This is a genomic window from Psychroflexus maritimus (genome assembly GCF_011089875.1).
Lineage (GTDB): Bacteria > Bacteroidota > Bacteroidia > Flavobacteriales > Flavobacteriaceae > Psychroflexus > Psychroflexus maritimus.
This window is the reverse complement of record NZ_JAANAS010000072.1, coordinates 46430-64415: the sequence shown is the minus strand read 5'-3', so window position 1 is coordinate 64415 and position 17986 is coordinate 46430. Positions and strand designations below refer to the sequence as shown.

General features: G+C 34.4%; 14 protein-coding genes. 6 read left to right on the top strand and 8 right to left on the bottom strand.

Translation table 11 applies throughout. The features are described from left to right. Positions 1–2 precede the first annotated feature (2 nt). The 4 genes from G7034_RS09450 to G7034_RS09435 all read right to left on the bottom strand — a co-directional run bounded on the left by G7034_RS09450 (position 3) and on the right by G7034_RS09435 (position 4013). Positions 3–1667 (bottom strand): hypothetical protein, encoded by a 1665-nt coding sequence (locus G7034_RS09450; RefSeq protein WP_166400716.1) that lies wholly within the window; start codon positions 1665–1667, stop codon positions 3–5. Further along, positions 1621–2484, bottom strand: a complete 864-nt coding sequence (locus G7034_RS09445) for a DUF58 domain-containing protein (protein WP_166400715.1) — start codon at positions 2482–2484, stop codon at positions 1621–1623. Before G7034_RS09445 ends, G7034_RS09450 begins: the two co-directional genes overlap by 47 nt. 45 nt (positions 2485–2529) lie before the next feature. After that, positions 2530–3534, bottom strand: a complete 1005-nt coding sequence (locus tag G7034_RS09440) for an AAA family ATPase (protein ID WP_166400714.1) — start codon at positions 3532–3534, stop codon at positions 2530–2532. Positions 3535–3860: 326 nt separating this feature from the next. After that, on the bottom strand, positions 3861–4013 hold the full coding sequence (locus G7034_RS09435; protein ID WP_166400713.1) for a hypothetical protein: 153 nt from the start codon (positions 4011–4013) through the stop codon (positions 3861–3863). Positions 4014–4274: 261 nt separating this feature from the next. Between G7034_RS09435 and G7034_RS09430 the strand changes: the two genes are divergently transcribed. From G7034_RS09430 to G7034_RS09415, 4 genes are all read left to right on the top strand, one after another. Continuing rightward, on the top strand, positions 4275–4730 hold the full coding sequence (locus G7034_RS09430; RefSeq protein WP_166400712.1) for a GNAT family N-acetyltransferase: 456 nt from the start codon (positions 4275–4277) through the stop codon (positions 4728–4730). A gap of 13 nt (positions 4731–4743) precedes the next feature. Then, complete coding sequence (locus G7034_RS09425) at positions 4744–5997, top strand: aspartate kinase (protein WP_166400711.1); 1254 nt, start codon at positions 4744–4746, stop codon at positions 5995–5997. 461 nt (positions 5998–6458) lie between these two features. Continuing rightward, positions 6459–6827 carry a hypothetical protein gene (locus G7034_RS09420; RefSeq protein WP_223177616.1) on the top strand — a complete coding sequence of 123 codons (369 nt, stop codon included), beginning with the start codon at positions 6459–6461 and terminating at the stop codon, positions 6825–6827. A gap of 262 nt (positions 6828–7089) precedes the next feature. Continuing rightward, positions 7090–8070, top strand: a complete 981-nt coding sequence (locus G7034_RS09415; protein ID WP_166400709.1) for a PLP-dependent cysteine synthase family protein — start codon at positions 7090–7092, stop codon at positions 8068–8070. A gap of 6 nt (positions 8071–8076) precedes the next feature. On the opposite strand, the gene G7034_RS09410 is transcribed toward G7034_RS09415, so the two are convergent. From G7034_RS09410 to hflX, 4 genes are all read right to left on the bottom strand, one after another. Further along, positions 8077–8604 carry a hypothetical protein gene (locus tag G7034_RS09410; protein WP_166400708.1) on the bottom strand — a complete coding sequence of 176 codons (528 nt, stop codon included), beginning with the start codon at positions 8602–8604 and terminating at the stop codon, positions 8077–8079. Continuing rightward, positions 8588–9082 (bottom strand): hypothetical protein, encoded by a 495-nt coding sequence (locus tag G7034_RS09405; protein ID WP_166400707.1) that lies wholly within the window; start codon positions 9080–9082, stop codon positions 8588–8590. Before G7034_RS09405 ends, G7034_RS09410 begins: the two co-directional genes overlap by 17 nt. Before the next feature lie 64 nt (positions 9083–9146). Next, on the bottom strand, positions 9147–9419 hold the full coding sequence (locus tag G7034_RS09400) for a TRL-like family protein (protein WP_166400706.1): 273 nt from the start codon (positions 9417–9419) through the stop codon (positions 9147–9149). A gap of 128 nt (positions 9420–9547) precedes the next feature. Next, entirely contained in the window at positions 9548–10771 is a 1224-nt protein-coding gene (hflX, locus tag G7034_RS09395) for a GTPase HflX (protein ID WP_166400705.1), read from the bottom strand. A gap of 315 nt (positions 10772–11086) precedes the next feature. Between hflX and G7034_RS09390 the strand changes: the two genes are divergently transcribed. Both G7034_RS09390 and G7034_RS09385 read left to right on the top strand, forming a co-directional pair. Then, positions 11087–15637, top strand: a complete 4551-nt coding sequence (locus G7034_RS09390; RefSeq protein ID WP_166400704.1) for a T9SS type B sorting domain-containing protein — start codon at positions 11087–11089, stop codon at positions 15635–15637. A 22-nt stretch (positions 15638–15659) separates the two neighbouring features. Beyond that, positions 15660–17984: a choice-of-anchor L domain-containing protein gene (locus G7034_RS09385; protein ID WP_166400703.1), complete on the top strand. Its 2325-nt coding sequence runs from the start codon at positions 15660–15662 to the stop codon at positions 17982–17984. Positions 17985–17986 lie beyond the last annotated feature (2 nt).

Here is a 17986-nt window from a genome sequence, read left to right as displayed (position 1 = left end):
CTTTATTGCGTTCTAAGTTCTAGTGAGTTAATTACTCGCTGGCTAATTTCTTCAGCGTATTGGTCGTCTGCATTATAAATCAAAATAAGCTGTTGAAAAGCCCCCATTTCTGCAAAATTTAAAATCTTATATTCTTTTTTGATATCGTTTTTTGTAAAAGGATTTTCAATAGCAAAATTACCAGAGACTAATTTTCCTTCAGCTCCGTCAAGAGTGGTAGTTTGATCTTCTTTGGATAAAATATTGTAAGCTCCTTCAGCTTCTAAAATCTCATACACGCCATCAACCACTGTGTTTAAATCAAATTCTTCATCTTCTTTAAATTGCATTACCGAAAGTACACTGTGAAAATTACTATAAATACCCCCGGCTACAAAAGTTTCTGGATCTGCTAAAATCTTTTTAGCTTCTTGTGTCATTTCAGAATCACCTCGAACTAAAACTTCGGGCGTGGTAATTCCTACAGGAGGAATTCCATATTGACTACTTACCCAATTTCCTTCTAATAATTCTTTACTAGGATGACCAAAATAGTGGTCTTTAACGTAGTCGTATCCTTTGGTAGCAATCAAATAGGTGATTCCACCCGATATAATGAGTAAAACGGCTAGCGCTCCTAGCGCAAATTTTATTTGTTTTTGTTTTCTTGCTTTTTTAGCTCTAAAAGCAGCATCTTGGGCTAACTCTTCTTCCGTAGGTTCTGGAATTCCTTGATCTACTTCGTCTGTAAACGACTGTATAAACTTTCGGTCGTCTTTTGCTGTTAGAACGTCGGGTTGCGACCTGGCAAACTTAGCTAAATCAGAACGTTTTAAAATTTTTCTGAAATCATCTATGGTGGCTTGTTGAATAAGAATCTTCTTGGCGTCTTTATTGCGTTGCAATTCATCAATTAATTCATTGGTGGTAAACTCTAAAGCGCGAAGTTCTATTTTATCTTCTAAATAGCGGCGACTAATATTGGTTAAAACTGAATAATATTCTCTTAAGTTTCGCTCTTTCATCAACGGACTTTCATCTAATTGCTGAAGTGATTGAATAGCTTTTTGATAAGGTGGAATATTTTCTTTTGCTTCTTTTCTTTTTTGAAGAATATACTGAATTAATAAGAACAAACCAACAACAACCCCAAGTAGCAACAAGCCCCACCATATCCATTCAGGAATTTGGAAAGGCCGCTCTGTTTCAATGTAAGTCTTTACCGGAAACAAACCTTGTTTGGTGGTGTCAACAACTACATCTTGCACATAAATTTGAAGTGAATCTGTGCTAATTCCTGATTCGTTAATTTGAATAAATTGTTTGGGAATAGTGTAACTGCCCGAATCAAATTGAGTAAGTGCGTATTGTTTGCTTAATTTTAATTTTGGCTCTAATTGATTGGTGTCAATCTTAAAGGCTTCAATAGCTTCAAGCGGAACAAAAGTTTGGCCTTCTGGAAACTGAACTACATCATCTATATTGGTTTCAACTTCAATGGTATAAATAACTTGTTCACCAATTAAAATACTATCTCGGTCAAGGCTTACATTTGCCTGCTGAGCAAATAACTGAATTGTACTTAATCCACTCAAAAAGCAAGTCAATAAGATAAAATTTAAATAATTGATTTTCATGCGTTTATCTTGCTTTAAAGTAAGTGAGTAATTTAGTGACGTAATTTTCATCTACTCGTGTAGTTAAACTGCCTGCACCACTTGCGCTAAAAGATTTTTTAAAGTATTCTGATTGTTTTTTAAAGTTAATTTCATAGCGATTTCTAGTCTTTTTAGAGGAGGTATTTACCCACAAACTTTCACCTGTTTCTTGATCTTTCATTTGTACCATACCAACATTAGGCATCTCTTTTTCACGAATATCAAAAACTCTGATTCCAGTAATGTCGTGACGTTGAGAAGCAATTTTCAATTCTTGTGCGTAATCATCCAACATAAAATCTGACAACATAAAAGTAATAGCTTTTTTCTTCATCACATTAGAAAGAAACTTAATGGCTTTTCCTAAATCGGTTTTCTTACTTTTTGGCTGAAATTCTAGCAACTCTCTAATAATTCGCAAAACGTGAGACCTCCCTTTTTTAGGCGGAATGTAAAGCTCAATTTCATCGGTAAAAAGAATCAGTCCAATTTTATCGTTATTTTGTGTAGCCGAAAAAGCTAAAGTAGCAGCTATTTCAGTAATTCGATCTCTTTTAATAGAAGTTTGTGTGCCAAAAAATTGTGACCCAGAAATATCTACCAAAAGCATCATGGTAAGTTCGCGTTCTTCTTCAAATACTTTTACAAAAGGCTCGTTGTATCTAGCGGTAACATTCCAATCAATGGCGCGAACATCATCACCAAATTGATATTTTCTTACTTCGCTAAAAGTCATTCCTCGTCCTTTGAACGTAGAATGGTATTCACCACCAAAAACGTGGTCGCTTAACCTACGTGTTTTGATTTCAATTTTTCTTACCTTTTTTAAAAGCTCCTTAGTATCCATAATTATTTCAAATTCTAATTTAAATTTTTAATAAGTGGAATTTGATTAAGGCACTTCTACTTCATTCACAATTTTATTAATGATATCTATGGAAGTTACATTTTCAGCTTCGGCTTCATAAGTAATTCCTACACGATGTCTTAACACATCATAGACTACAGCGCGTACATCTTCTGGAATTACGTAGCCTCTTCTTCTAATAAAAGCGTAGCATTTTGCGGCAGTTGCTAAATTAATACTTCCTCTTGGTGAAGCACCAAAACTAATTAAAGGTTTTAAGTCTTGTAGTTTATATTTTTCAGGATAACGTGTAGCAAAAATCAAATCAAGAATATATTTCTCAATCTTTTCGTCCATATATACATCCTTAACGGCTTCTTGAGCACTAAGGATTTGAGCAGTAGAGATTACTGGATTTACGTTTTCAAAACTGCCTTTTAGATTAGCCCTCACAATTTGTTGTTCGTCTTCAATTTTTGGATAATCAATAACTGTTTTTAGCATAAATCGATCAACCTGCGCTTCAGGTAAAGGATAGGTTCCTTCTTGCTCAACAGGGTTTTGAGTGGCCATTACCAAAAATGGCTTATCTAATATAAAAGTTTCATCACCAATAGTTACTTGCTTTTCTTGCATGGCTTCTAATAAAGCCGATTGCACCTTAGCTGGTGCACGGTTAATCTCATCAGCAAGAACAAAATTGGCAAAAATAGGTCCTTTTTTAATGCTGAAGTCGTTTTCCTTAATATTGTAAATCATGGTTCCTACTACATCGGCAGGAAGTAAGTCTGGCGTAAACTGAATTCTGGAAAAGCTTCCTTGAACAGCTTTTGATAAAGTGTTAATTGCTAAAGTCTTAGCCAATCCTGGCACCCCTTCTAACAAAATGTGCCCTTTACCTAAAAGACCAATTAGTAAGCGTTCTACCATGTGTTGTTGACCAACAATTACCTTATTCATTTCACGCATCAAAATATCTACAAAGGCACTTTCTCTTTGTATTTTTTCATTGATGCTGGCCATATCTAAATGCTCATTCTGATTTTCCATAAATTCAATATTTAGTCTAAACTCTTTACTTCTATTGAGCGTGCAAATTGAAAAATAATTGCTGTAGTGCTTGTTAATGTATGGTTAAAAATTAGCTTGCAAGTCCTTGTAAGGTAAAGGGTTTTGCTTTTTGTTTAAGAGTTTGCGGACATGGTTTAGTCAAAAGTAAAAACTATTTGAATGAAATTAAAAACTTAATTAAAATAATATTGTAAACATTTGATTACTTCTATTTCTTAATAAAGTTTGATTAAAAGTAAATAGAAGCAAACCGAATTTAAAAAACAGCTATTTGTTTTTTTAGGAAGCGCAATTTAAATGTTTGTTTACAAGCCAAAAAATTGATTTTTCTTACTGTGTTTTTTTGTCTTTTGTTCTTCTTCTAACTCATTAGTAAAGTTTGCTATAAAAGGCCTGCTTTCTGGACTTAATTCGCCAATTGCTTCTGTAATAAATCTGTTGATTTTTTTTGTTTTCATAAGACTAGCGTTTTTCTTTAGATTCAATACAAAAATAAACCTAATTGTTTCAAAAAAGTGTTACGCTATTGTTAGTTCCTTATGTCTTTATGATTAATTAAGTGTTTCTTTATTGATTTTAATTTTATTATTCGATTATTCTAAGTCAAATTGTTGTAAACTCTGCTATTAATCGAACTTAGGTTTATAGCAAAAAAAAAAGTTGAAAAAGCTATAATTAGCTTCAACTGAATTATTTTTGTACGCTTGAAAAAGAATGCTATGGATTTTAACATTAGAAAAGCCCAAGAAAAAGACATACCTTACATCTTACAACTTATTCATGAGTTAGCTACTTTTGAAAAAGAACCTGATGCGGTAGAAATTTCAGAAGAAACCTTATATAAATACGGGTTTTCGGAAGAGGCTTACTTTCAATGTTTAGTAAGTGAGTTTAGACAAGAAATTGTGGGAATGGCACTTTTTTATCCTCGCTTTTCAACATGGAAGGGAAAAACCATTCACCTAGAAGACCTTATCGTAACCCAAAAAATGAGAGGTAAAGGCCTAGGTAAAGCACTTTTAGACGAGGTAGTAAAAACCGCCAAAAATCAAGGCCTAAAACGAGTAGAATGGGTAGTTTTGGATTGGAATACACCTGCTGTAGAATTCTACAAAAATTACGGAGCCAATGTTTTATCACATTGGGATACCGTTCAATTAGAAATCAATACATAAATCAATAATAATCATGCAAGTTTTTAAGTTTGGAGGCGCCTCTGTAAAAGACGCCGCAGGGGTAAGAAATGTGGCTAAAGTGCTTCAGTTTACCGGAGTAGAAGACAAAATTATTGTGATTTCAGCGATGGGTAAAATTACTAATGCGCTAGAAGAAGTCATCACTTTATATGTTGAAAAATCACCTAAACTTAAAGACAAGATTAAACAAATCAAGGACTATCACTACGCCATTTTAGATCAACTTTTTAATGAACCCCAACATCCGGCTTACACCAAAACCAACTATTTTTTAGACGAGTTAGAAATCTTTTTAGAAAGAAATAAATCGCCTAACTATGATTACGTTTATGACCAAGTGGTGTGTTTTGGAGAGTTAATTTCAACTTCAATTGTAAGTCAGTACTTGAAATCACAAGGTATTCTCAATACTTGGTTAGATGGCAGAAGCCTCATTGATACCGATGACACCTACCGAGATGCTAAGGTTAATTGGGAACGGACTCAAACCAAAATTAATGCTCATGTAGAGCGTAATGAACTTTGCATAACCCAAGGATTTATTGGCTCTGATGAAAACAATTTCACCACTACTTTAGGGCGAGAAGGAAGTGATTACACTGCAGCTATTTTTGCCTACTGCCTAAATGCAGAAGCCGTGTATATTTGGAAAGACGTTCCCGGCGTACTTAATGGAGACCCAAATGTCTTTGAAGATACGCAATTACTTCACAAAATCTCTTATGAAGAAGCCATTGAATTAGCTTTTTACGGCGCCTCGGTTATTCACCCAAAAACCTTGCAACCGCTCCAAAAAAAGGAAATTCCACTGCACGTAAAATCCTTTCAAAACCCTGAAAACAAAGGAACTGTGGTTGCTAAAGGACAACTTATAGAACCGCTTATTCCCTGTTATATTGTCCAGAAAAATTTAGTTTTACTATCGCTTTCAGCTATCGATTTCTCCTTTTTTGTAGAAGAAAATATTAGCGAAGTCTTTGCACTACTGCACAAGCATCAAATTAAAGTTGATTTAATTCAAAATTCCGCTATTAGTTTTTCGGTTTGTGTGGACAACAAATTCAATAATGTGGGCAAGCTTATCGAAATCCTCAAAGCCAAATTTAAGGTAACATACAACAAAGGCGTTTCCTTATATACCGTGCGTCATTTCGACCAAAAAGCCATTCAAAAAATCGAAAAAAACAAGCAAGTACTGCTCAAGCAGCTCACTCGCGAAACCATACAATTGGTAGTAAAAGAGTAATAGAATAAGGAGCCAGGAACCTGCTCTCGGCTCTATCTTTTTTTCAAAAGCCAAAAATTTTAGCCTAGCAAAAGAGCTTCTTAGGTTGCTTTTTGCTAGGCAACTTCTAATAACCTGAGTTCGATTATAATCACAAAGTCAAAATCAATAAGGATATTCAGTTACAAGGCAATTTTTTGAAGGATAGCCTTAGCTATCGTGATAAAAATTAACGCTGTAAATGGATGTWCTTATTGAATAAAATAGAGTAATCAGTTTTAAACAGCAATCTACTTTACTTTTTTACTCCGCAATATCCAGATATTACGTCTTAAAAAAGTTTGTATCTTACTATTTAAAACAGTTTTGACAAAGTGAGAATAATCGAACTCAGGTTAATGGCTTTTTCAAAAAAGGATGCCGCCTCCATCAGGGCTAGGCAATCTCCAAAAAAAGATTATTTTCGCACTAAAATTAAACGCATGCTCAATCATTTAATACTTATATTTTCCTCATCATTAGGAGCCGCAGCTACTTATATGCTTCATAAAAACGGACTTTCGGTAGTAGTTGCTTCCTGTATAGTAGGTTTGCTGGGCGCTTTGTTTGGTCACTTATTTAATTTGCCTCATTTAGCTTTGGTAGTTTTTGCCGGTACTTTTGTTGGCATGACAAGCACAAACCTAGCTTCATTAGGTTTAGTAGTGTTGGGAGGTTTGGTCTGCGGAATCATTTACATTTTAAGTTTAAAGTTATTTGTAGGCTTTGGCGGAAAGTTAGGAACTACTGCTTTTTTAAGTACACTTTTTGTTTGGGGCCTGTTTTATCTACTCCAAAAAATTACACTTTAGTCCTTTTAAAAAGGTAAAATTCTCCTAGCTTCAAAGGATAACTTTTTAGCTCGTCCTTATAAAAATTAACACAGTAAATGGATGTTCTTATTGAATGAAATAGAGTAATTAGTTATAAATAGCAATCTACTTTACTTTTTTACTCTGTAATAGCTAATTATTACGTCTTAAAAAAGTTCCTATCTTACTATTTAAAAGAGTTTTGATAAAGTGAGAATAATCGAACATAGGTTTTTATATATTTGCAAACGAAAATAATTTTATGAAGTACGCAAATAATATCATAGAAACCATAGGGAATACTCCATTGGTTAAATTAAACAAAATTGTAGAACAAATCCCAGCAACGGTCTTAGCCAAGTACGAAACTTTTAATCCTGGCAATTCGGTGAAAGACCGCATGGCTTTACAAATGATTGAGGATGCTGAAAAAGATGGTCGTTTAAAACCTGGCGGAACAATTATTGAAGGAACTTCTGGTAACACAGGCATGGGACTAGCTTTAGTGGCTATTGTGAAAGGTTACAATGTGGTTTGTGTGCTTAGCGATAAACAGAGTAAGGAAAAGATGGATATTTTGAGAGGTGTAGGTTGTGAAGTGCATGTATGTCCAACCGATGTTGCGCCAGATGATCCACGCTCTTATTATTCAACTTCAGCAAGATTAGCGAGAGAAACGCCAAACTCTTGGTATGTAAATCAATATGATAATCCTTCTAATTGCAAAGCACATTTTCAATCTACTGGCCCAGAAATTTGGGATCAAACTGATGGAAAAGTAACCCATTTTGTTGTAGGTGTTGGTACTGGAGGCACCATATCTGGTGTGGGTTCCTACCTGAAATTACAAAACCCAAATGTAAAGGTTTGGGGAATTGATACCTATGGTTCAGTTTTTAAAAAATACCACGAAACAGGGGTATTTGATGAAAATGAAATTTATCCTTATGTAACAGAAGGTATAGGCGAAGATATTTTACCTTTAAACGTGCGATTTGAAGTGATTGACGGTTTTGAGAAAGTCACCGATAAAGACGCCGCTGTTTACACCCAAAAGTTAGCCAAAGAAGAGGGGATGTTTCTAGGGAATTCTGCTGGTGCTGCAGTAAAAGGCTTACTTCAGTTAAAGCATCATTTCAAAAAAGAAGACGTTGTGGTTGTTTTATTTCATGATCACGGAAGTCGTTATGTAGGGAAAATGTACAACGACGAGTGGATGAAAAAAATGGGCTATTTAGAATAATGAGTGCTAGTTTATAACAATGAATTGAAATAAGCTTTGCGTTTTTTTAGTTTTATTATTTGGACGAAGGTGTATTTTTTTTCCACCTTTATATTCTAGTGTCCAACTTTGATCAGCATTAATTTCAAGAAAACTCGTTTTGTCAATTTTAGCAGAAAAACGAGATTCTACCTTTTTTTTGGATTTCTTTTCAACGTACATTTTTTTGATATTTTTTAAAGCTGATGCATAAATAATTCTTTCAACTTCATTTATCTGAACAGGTTGGTTAGAAAAAATAGAAAAGTTTACAGTTATATCATCGCTATGGTCTCCTGTTCTAAATGTGAAATCGGGATGTAACTCAAAATCTTTAGATTTGAATTTTAAAGGTTTTATAAAATACTGGTCAACACTATCATTTACAAAATAGTTAATAACGCCTTTATGTGTTTCAAATCCATTTAAACTTGAGGAAGAATTATTATTTCTTTGCAAAGGAGAGCAAGCTATGATTGCTATCAAAATAAGAGTTGAACTAATTAATTTTTTCATCGAATAGTTGATTCTGGTATGCTTTAGTAATTAGGTCTTTGTCTTTAGAGACCCAGCTAATAACAAACGGAATTCCCTGAACTCTTTCAGTATAAATAACCGAATAGATGTAATATTCGTTATTGGTGTAAAGAAGTTGTTTGCTAAACTTGGTTGAATTTTCATTTTCAACAAAGTTAAATTCTTCTGTTTTTAAAATTTGATTGATTGTTTCTTGTTCAGAGTTTTCAATTGCCGCTGAAATAAAAATGTAGTAATCTTCATGAAGCAAAATCTTATTTAAAGGCAAGTTGAAATCTTGATAATTCCATATACTTTCGTGAAGTGCAATAAAATTATTTACAACTGCACTTTCCTCATCATTAGAAATTTTAAAAGTTTCTTTGTATCCAAATGTGATGGTTTCAGTATTGTTTGAAGAGCTTTTACATTGAGCCAGAAAAATTATTGGCAGTAGAAGTAGTAGTACCTTTTTCATAAAAAAGAAAAAAAGAGCAGAAACGATTTAAAAACCTTTCTGCTCTATGAAAATTAATGATTAATTAATTACCAGTTACAATAGTTTCATACTGACCTATTAAAAACAGGTAATTAGTTGTTTTAAAATCAACAGTTGAAATTTTCTTGATACCACCTTTTTTGGCTGCAGTTCTAATAGAAGCATCACCTCCATCTAAGTGTAATCCTAAAATTGAAGTTGTGCTTGCTGTACCAGTTTTTGAACCTACTTCATTGCTAGTTGCATTAACAGGCATTGTTACTGTACATGATACCATTGCTAGAGCCATTACGCCTAAAATAAAAATTTTTTTCATTGTTATAAATTTTAATGTTTAGCCAAAAGTATTATTTTTTTTGATAAAATATTGTATTTAGGAGATAAATTTATAAAATTATTAAAAAAAAGCTACAACTAAGTCTTATTTATTTATGGCTAACCTTTTTATTCATCGGTACTTTCAAACTCATCATATTCAGGATATAAAAAGTTATTGTAAGGGAACCTTGTGATGTGAATTTCTCTTACGGCCTCGTAAACCTTCTTTCTAAACTCTTCAATATTTTCTTTTTCTGTAGCTGAAATAAACAAAACATTCTCTCCCATTTTATTCATCCAAGTTTTTTTCCACTCCTCAAGGGTGAAATGCGCAGAAGTTCGTTCTTCTTGCAAATCTTCGTCATTATAAGCTTCAGCTTCATACACATCAATTTTATTAAAGACCATCATCATTGGTTTGTCTAAAACCTCAATTTCTTTTAAAATTTGATGTACTGATGCGATGTGGTCTTCAAATGAACGATGCGAAATATCAACTACGTGTAAAAGTAAATCGGCTTCCCTTACTTCATCTAAAGTTGATTTAAAGGATTCTACCAATTGTGTAGGAAGTTTTCTTATAAATCCAACGGTGTCCGTAAGTAAAAAAGGCAAATTTTTAATGACCACCTTTCTAACCGTAGTATCTAGAGTAGCAAATAATTTGTTTTCTGCAAATACTTCACTTTTGGCAATGATATTCATTAAAGTTGACTTCCCAACATTGGTGTAACCTACTAATGCTACTCTTATTAAACTTCCGCGATTTCCGCGCTGTACCGCCATTTGTTTATCAATGGTCTCAAGTTTCTTTTTAAGCAAGCTAATTTTGTCACGAACAATCCTCCGGTCGGTTTCAATTTCGGTTTCACCTGGACCACGCATTCCAATACCCCCACGTTGGCGTTCTAAGTGGGTCCAAAGTCCAGCTAAACGCGGTAATAAATATTCGTACTGCGCTAACTCTACTTGCGTACTTGCGTAACTAGTTTGCGCACGTTGAGCAAAAATATCTAAAATGAGATAGGTTCGATCAATGACTTTACATTTCAAAATTTTCTCAATATTTTTTTGTTGAGCAGGAGAAAGTTCGTCATCAAATACGGCTGTGCTTATTTCATTTTCTACAACAAACTCTCTTACTTGTTCCATTTTCCCTTTACCAATAAAAGTTTTGGGATTGGGTTTGTCTATTTTTTGTTGAAATCTTTTAACTACTTCACCGCCAGCTGTAAACGATAAAAAAGCAAGTTCGTCTAAATATTCTTTAGATTTTTCTTCATCTTGATGCTGTGTTATTACCCCTATAAGGACAACTTTTTCGTATTCAATATCTTGTTTGTCGATCATAATTTGTTAAATGCTACAAATTTAAGTAATATGATGATTATAGAACTTAATTTATTAATATGTTCACTTTTTATTTCGCCAATGTAAAGTAAATATGACTCACTTGCTTTTAAAAACTTAATGAAAAAAGCTTAAAAAATAATTGAACTCAGGTTAATAACTTGAGCCCCTTGTTTTATAATGCTTTCTGGGTTTTGTTTTTTCTTAGTATAAGGTTTTGAAAATCTGATAAATATACTTTTAGTAAAATTATTTTAATATTATGTTTAACTTATTGGTAACAATTTTATATATTCACACCCTAAATTATTATTGATGAAAACATTATTACTTAACTTCGCTTTTGTATTCATTTCTTTCGCATCTTTTGCTCAAATAGGTGTGATAGAAAATCTTGATGGAGGCGTTCCCGTTGGGTGGACTAATCAAGGGGCTAATTTTTTTGGATCTAATCTTCAGTCTTGTACAGGGAATAGCATAAGAGCTAATGTTTGGGGTACTGGAGCTTCTTCTAATAGTACGCTAACTACTGTAAATTATGAAGGGCTATCCAATGGAACCGATCTTAATATTTCTTTTGATTATAAAATTGTTGATTGGAGTGCAGCAACAGACGCTACTGCTCCTGGATGGGGGTTTTTTGATATTGAGTATTCTACAGATGCTGGAGATAATTGGACTTTGCTAGAAACTATAGATGATGACAATCACGTTACCTCTAATGAATGTGCTACACTTTCATATACTATTGATGCCGTAGATATTCCAGAGGATTCTGACTTCCAATTCAGGATTTTTATTGACCGTCAAGGGGGTGATTTTTACTTTTATCTAGATAGTTTTAGCTTTTTACAAACTTCTAACGATTCTCCAAATTGTGATGCTGTCCTTGATCAAGATGGTTTAACAGATTTCCCTATTGAAGGAAATATTTCATGGGCGGCGGCTACTGGTTTAGCTACTGAATACTTTCTAACTGTTGGAACAACCCCGGGAGGAAACGACGTAGTAGATAATGTTTCTACTGGTTTAGCCACTTCTTATAACTTCGCTGAAGATTTAGATTACGAAACTACATATTATGTAAATATTATTCCTTCAAATGAAAATGGTGACGCAGATGATGCTGAATGTCAAGAGTTTTCCTTTACCACAGAAGATGATCCATCGCAAACTATAGATTGTAATGAAGGCCCCTTTGATGGTTCTTATTGTTATGGTAATAATGATAATACAACTTTTGATTTCACTAGTAGCGATGGTTCTAGTTTAAATATTACTTTTGACTCGGGTAACATTGAGCAAAATTTTGACAATTTAATTGTCTTTGATTCAGATGGTTCAGTTTTATACGATTTCAATGATGAAGAACCAGGTTTTGGGAATTTTGATGTCTCAGGTTTGACTTTTCAATCTTCTGGAGACAGCATCTCTTTTCAAATCACTTCAGACGGGTCAGTTGGTTGTGATTCATCAGCTGCTTATTTTCCTATAGAATATACAGTTTCATGTGCTACTTGTACTAATCCGCAAGTAAATTATGAGTTGGTAAGCGATTGTCAAAATGGTCCTCAGTTCTTTATTGATGTAGATGTTACCGATTTAGGTGATGCAAACTCATTAGAAATCACCGATAACCAAGATGAATATACAGAAACGGTTACAGAAACAGGTGTTGTGCAAATTGGTCCATTTGATAATGGAACCGATGTGGTTATTACTGTTCAAAGTTTAGATGATGTTAATTGTAATTCGAATTCTCCAACAATTACGCAAGAGATTTGTTCTGAAATTTTTGTGGATTGTGATGCTGGGCCCATAACCGAAACTTATTGCTATGCTAATAATGAAGATTACGAGATTACTTATGTTAGCGATAATGGAGGTCCTTTAAACCTAACTATTAATGCTGGATTTGTTGAGGTTTTCTTTGATGAGTTCGTAGTATTAGATACTGATGGCACACAATTAGCTTCGTTAGATGGAAATATTTCTGGAAATTCATTTCAGTCAACAGGAGATGAATTAACGGTTTTGATTAATTCTGATGGTTCAGTAAATTGCCAAGGCAATAATTATGAAGAGATCGAATACACAATTGCTTGTGCTACTTGTATTAATCCACAAGCGACTTATGAAGTTGTTGATGATTGTGATAGTGGAACCGACCAGTTTTTTGTAGATATTGATGTAACGGATATGGGTGATGCTACTTCTTTAGAGGTGACTGATAATCAAGACGATTTTACTGAAACCGTTACTGAAACAGGTCTTGTTACATTTGGCCCTTACCCTAATGGTACAGATGTGCAAATAACAATTGAAAACTTAGACGATGCAAATTGTATAATATCAAGCCAATCTTTAACCCAAGAAGCTTGCCCGCCAGCAAACTCATCTTGTGATGATGCTGAGGTTGCTGTGGTAAATGACGGAAGTTTATGTGTTGAACTAAACGAAGGAACTTTGTTTGAAGCTACGTCAACATCAGTGCCTTCTTCTTGTCACCCAGACATTACTCAAGATGTTTGGTATGAATTTGAAGCTACCGCAGAAACACACATGACCACAATAATTAATCCCGGTTTTGGTGCGCCACTTGGTTCAGCAATTTATGAAAATGATTGTGGTGATTTAGCTGAGTTATATTGTAGCTCAGAGTTTGATAATTTTGGAAATTCTAACTCTATGGTAGCAGAAAATTTAACAATCGGTGAAACCTATTACGTAAGAGTCTATTCTTTTGGTACTCAAAATTTGAACTTTGATCTTTGTATAACAACTCCCGAATTTTTTGAAGATAATGTATTGTGTTCTGATATCGAACCTTTCTGTGCACCGGTAGATGACGAAGGTAATCCAACAGCTCTTGTTTTTCCAAATACCTACTATTATAACGAAACTACTCCCCCTGAAGATGGACCAGACTATGGATGTTTATTTACACAGCCAAACCCAGCTTGGTTTTATGTTACAGTGCAAGAGAGTGGTGACTTAGAGTTTGAAATCGTTCAATCTACTGCTTTTGACGCCGACGGCGTGTCTATAGGACAAACACTTGATGTTGATTTTATAGCTTATGGCCCATTTGATGAAGTTGAAGGGAATTGTGAAAATCTTACCGAAGCAAATACAGTTGATTGTAGTTATTCTGCAGCAGCTGTGGAAGATATGGTTTTTCCTGATGCAGAAGCTGGTGAAATTTATATTGTTGTTATTACTAATTTCAACCAGGCAGCAGGTTACATTTCACTAACACAAACCAATTTAGGACAGGAACAAAGCGGTAGCACAAGTTGTGATGATGTCTTTGGTGTTCGTTATGGATGTGCTTCAGAAGGCTTCCTGATAGAATCAGAAATTGAAGGCGCAGATGCTTATGCTTGGTTTGAAGTGCTGTTTGATGAAGAGGGAGAAATTGAAGATTTTGTTTTAATTGATGGTGAAGATCAACCTGATTTATTTGTTGAAGAATCAGGGGTTTATAGAATGTTGCATTTGTCTGACCCTGCTATTGGTCCAGAAGAAGTGTTCTTTGATGTGAGGCTAGCACCAGAGGTGGAGCTTGATCCTGAACTTGGTTTAAGCCCTGATGAAGTCAATGAGATTAATATCTGTGAAGGAGATAGTTTAGTGATAGACGGAATGCCTATTAATTTAGATGCGTATGAAGAAATGCAACATGCGTGGCTCGATGAGAATGGAGCCGTTTTATCTACCGATCCAACTCATTCAATTAGCGAAGAAGGCGAATATTCTTTACATATAACTTCATTCTCTTCAGGTTTTGGTACAGGACTTCAAGAATGTTTAAATACCTTTGATTTTATTGTTCAATTTACCGAATTTGATATCGATTTGGGTGGTGACCAAGAGTTTTGTGATGTTGAAGACCCACAAACAATTACCGCTAATGTTGAGGGTGATTTTGAAGGAGAAGTAACCTATGAATGGAGTACCGGTGAAACTACGCAAAGTATTGAAGTTAGTGAGACCAACATTTATACAGTAACCATAGAGATAGATGGTTGTATTGATTCTGCAAGTGTAGAGTATATTTTTAATGAGTCGCCAGTAATAGATTTACCAGAAGAATTAATCAATTGCGACCTGACGAATCAAACTTTAAATGCTACACCACAAAATACAGACGTCGAATTAACTTTGTTTCAATGGTTTTTAGATGGAGAATTAATTGAAGGAGAAAATTTAGAATCAATTAATTTAGCTACCTATGGCCACGGATTGTATGAAGTAGAAGCTTATTCAGATTCAGAAGATTGTGTAGGCTCAGCAAGTACCTTTGTAGGAACGCAAGAATTAAGTATTTTTGTAGATGATGATTCAGATAATCTATACTGTGTTGGTGAAACAGTTAATTTAACTGCCATGGCTGATGGAATGCAAATTGATGAAAATAGTAATGCCGCTTGGTTTGTTAACGGTCAACAGCAAGAGGCTTCTGGTTTTGCCCTCGATTTTGAAGTAGGTTCGGTTACAGGAACAATGAATGATATAGATCGAGTACGTTTAGTGGTGGGAGAATGTGAAGCTGAAATGGATATTGAGCGTTACCCTATAGAAAATTGCATCGTGCCTCAAGGATTATCTCCAGGTGGCATGAATCCGTCCTTAGATTTAAGGTTTTTAAATGATCGTTCAGGAATTTCAAAATTACAAATCTTCAATCGATATGGTAAAAAAGTGTTCCAACAAAACAATTATGAAAATAGCTTTGTTGGTCAAGATAAAGGAGGAAATAATTTAGTTACTGGAACTTACTTTTTAGTAATTAAGTTTACTCAGCCAGACCCGGTTTACGGAAGTGAATATAAAGGCTGGCTATACATAAATAGAGAACAATAATAATTAAAACCCCTAGTTAATTATGACAAAAAAATTATTTTATTTTGTGTTGATGTGGTGCTTCGTTTTTGTGGGCTTTTCGCAGAACATCCAAATTTTTGAACCCGTTAACGACCTCTCGGAAAATGACAATGAATTTACACTTTTTCAATTAATTGATGAGGTTCTAATTCAAGGTGAATGTAAAATTGTTGATAATGTTGAATCACCTAACAACTCAAGAGATTCTGGTGCAACTTTTGATAGTTTTGGCTATTTTGATGGCAGCGGAACTTCCTTTCCATTTGAGGATGGTATTGTGCTAGCTAGTAATGATGTAACAACTATTCCATCTAATCCAGGCGGAAATTTATCAGGTACTGTCTGGACCGGAGATCCTGATTTAGACAATTTAGCTGGTCCTGAAGAAAGTAATAATGCCACTGTAATTACGTTTGATTTTGTGCCTTTTCAAGAATTTATAGAGTTTAATTATCTTATGGCTTCTATGGAATACAATACATTTGTCTGTTCTTATGCAGATGTATTTGCTTTTATTTTAAGTGGCCCAGGTATAGATAATGAGAATTTTTACAATATTGATGCTAACCCTAATAACGAAGATGTAGCCTTTGATTTAGGTGGGTTAAATATTGCCACTTTACCAGGTACTAATATTCCAGCAACAATTACTAATATACATAACGGAACTAGTGGAAATGCTAACAATTGTGCATCTGGTTCACTCGGAGAATTTGCAGCTTCTCAGTTTTATGCTGGAAATAGTACAGCCACCGGCTACGATGGAAGAACTGTGCCGCTTACTGCCTCAGCTGATGTAATTGCCGGAGAAACTTATACCATTAAACTAGCTGTAGGAGATTATAGAGATACTGTTCTTCCAACGGCCGTTTTCTTAGAAGGACAAAGTTTTGACATTGGTATAATTGATTTAGGCGATGATTTAACTTTTGCTAACCCTCAAACCGAATGTGATGGTGACCCTATACTTTTAGAAAGTGGTTTTCCAGATGATTCAAGTATTTTGCAATACGCATGGACACGAAATGGTGATGAAATTGAAGGAGCAGATGGTCCTGGCCTTACTGTTGACGAAACCGGCTTCTATGTATTATTTGTCTTTGTAGTAGATCCAAATGGAAATGTTGCTTGTTTTAATTCAGGAAATGTATTTGTTGATTTCTTCCCAAAACCTGAGGTTAATTTACCATCATCAGAATTAGTATGTCCTGACGAAAGCGTAATTTTAGACGCTACTCCAGCTAACATAGACAATATAAATGCGGCTATTGAAGATGCAGAGCAAATTATTCAAGATATTATAGATGACCCAGATATCGATATTGAAGATGTTGATATTATAGTACCTGAACTATCTTATCAGTGGTATTTTAATGGTGCACCTATTGAAGGGGCTACTGATTTTACTTATGAGCCCAATGAACCAGGTATTTACGAACTAGATGTTGAATTTGCAAATTGCTTTGATACTTACACCGTTGAGGTTGATTTAGTTGAATTTGAAGTTGTAGAGCAAATAGAATCTATTTCTGCTTGTTTTTCTGAAGGACAAGAAATAAATGCAGTAATTGAACCTGAAATTGAATTCTTTGTGCCTTCTCAAGAAGAAGCTAACCCTAGCTATTCGTGGAGTACCGGAGAAACAACTCCTACAATTGAAGTGAATGAAGGAGGAACTTACGAATTAACTGTTTCGGTTAATGGATGCGAGGAAACAACTAGTTATGAAGTCGATTTATTTGAAGCCCACACAGTTCTTATTGAAAACAAAACCGTCTGTTTTGATGAGTTAGAAACAACTTTTGAAAGCGGTTATAACAACAGCCAAGACGGCACAAGTGTAGTATGGTCTTTACCTAACGGAACAACTCAAACTTCTTCAAACCTAAATTTGTCTTGGGCTAATAGTGGTGAGGCTGAAACCCTAGAGGGCGAATATGCTGTTACTGTAACAATCAATGATTGTGAAGTTACAGAAGTATTTGAATTTAACTTTACCAGACAAGACGATGGTGAAGGAGAAATTCTGCAAAGTTGTATCATACCAGAGGGTATTTCTCCTAACGGTGACGGAATTAACGATAGCTTTGACTTGGCTTTCTTAGACGATATTCTTGGAGTTGAAAAAGTTCAAATTTTTAATCGTTATGGAAGAAAAGTATATGAGTCTTCTAATACTTATAGAAACGAATTCTTTGGACAAGACCAGGGAGGTATAAATTTAGTTACAGGAACTTATTTCTATGTAATTAAACTAAAAGAATCTAATGATAGTTTTAGTCAAACCGAGAAAGGTTGGCTTTATATAAATAGAGAACAACAATAATC